At 42.7% G+C, this 929-nt stretch carries 1 protein-coding gene; it reads right to left on the minus strand.

Features of this window, described 5'->3' with window-relative positions; translation table 11 throughout:
- Window positions 1-8: 8 nt before the first annotated feature.
- The gene (locus tag ED312_RS23525; RefSeq protein WP_123218453.1) at window positions 9-842 is read right to left on the minus strand and encodes an IS5 family transposase; all 834 of its coding nucleotides are present in this window, start codon (window positions 840-842) and stop codon (window positions 9-11) included.
- Window positions 843-929: the final 87 nt, after the last annotated feature.

Genomic DNA, 929 nt, shown 5'->3' on the forward strand with positions numbered 1-929 from the left:
GAACTCGTTTAAACTTTTTCCTTTTTGATGGGTTTGAACTTTTTCAAGGCTAATACAGTAAAAGCGAGATAGTTAAACCCTGTCCAGCTTGCCACGGTAGTATCAAACCTGTTTAGTAACGACCGGAAACTGTCCATCCAGGCATTGGTACGCTCGATGGCATAACGTTGGTCATAAAGTTCTTTGTCAAAATATTCATCCCTGTCCCTGTCACCGTTACGTCTGTTGAAGCAGATATTGGCATTGATTTGCTCTTGGGCACAAGCCTGTCGAAAATCTTTGGAATCAAAGCCCGCATCAACATTGAGGAATAATCCCTCCACACTCAGGTCAGCATCTTTCAGAGTGCCAGTGACGACTTCAAACTGCACCTCAATGTCATACAGGTCATTATGGTTGCCTGCCAGAGGTTCAGACATCGCCAAAGGTAGTCCCTGCCTTTCGCTAAGATACAGGGCATTAGTAGTTTTACGCCTCTTACGAGCTTGATATTCTACTTGTTCCCCGCCCTTGATGGCCGAGGTATGACTGCCATCCAAGTCCACGCTGGAAAGGTCGAGTTTTGATTTATGGCGGTTGAGAAAGTTCACCCAACAGTCTTTCCAAAAACCACATAGGCACCATTTCCGGTAATGGTAATATACCGACTGCCAACTGAGCACTTTACTGTCAAAAAGGGCTTTTACAGGCAATTGATACCACTGAACACCCGTTTTGAGTTTGTAAAGGATGGCATTAACGATCTCAACCAATGGAACCCTCGGGGCAAATCCTCGATGCGTCTTTGGTATGTAAGGGACTATTTCCAATTCTATTGTATCTTTGTCAAGTACAGAGTACATAAAGGGTTGGTTTTGATAATTGTATGTTTCGCAACACAAATATCTGCAACCCTTTTTTATTTTTAAAAAAAGTTTAAATCACTTCAT

The sequence above is a fragment of the Sinomicrobium pectinilyticum genome (genome assembly GCF_003725735.1).
Taxonomy (GTDB): Bacteria; Bacteroidota; Bacteroidia; order Flavobacteriales; family Flavobacteriaceae; genus Sinomicrobium; species Sinomicrobium pectinilyticum.

Bases quoted from the DNA above. Each gene is read 5' to 3' on its own strand.
- ED312_RS23525 (WP_123218453.1), bottom strand. From the start codon at position 842: ATGTACTCTGTACTTGACAAAGATACAATAGAATTGGAAATAGTCCCT.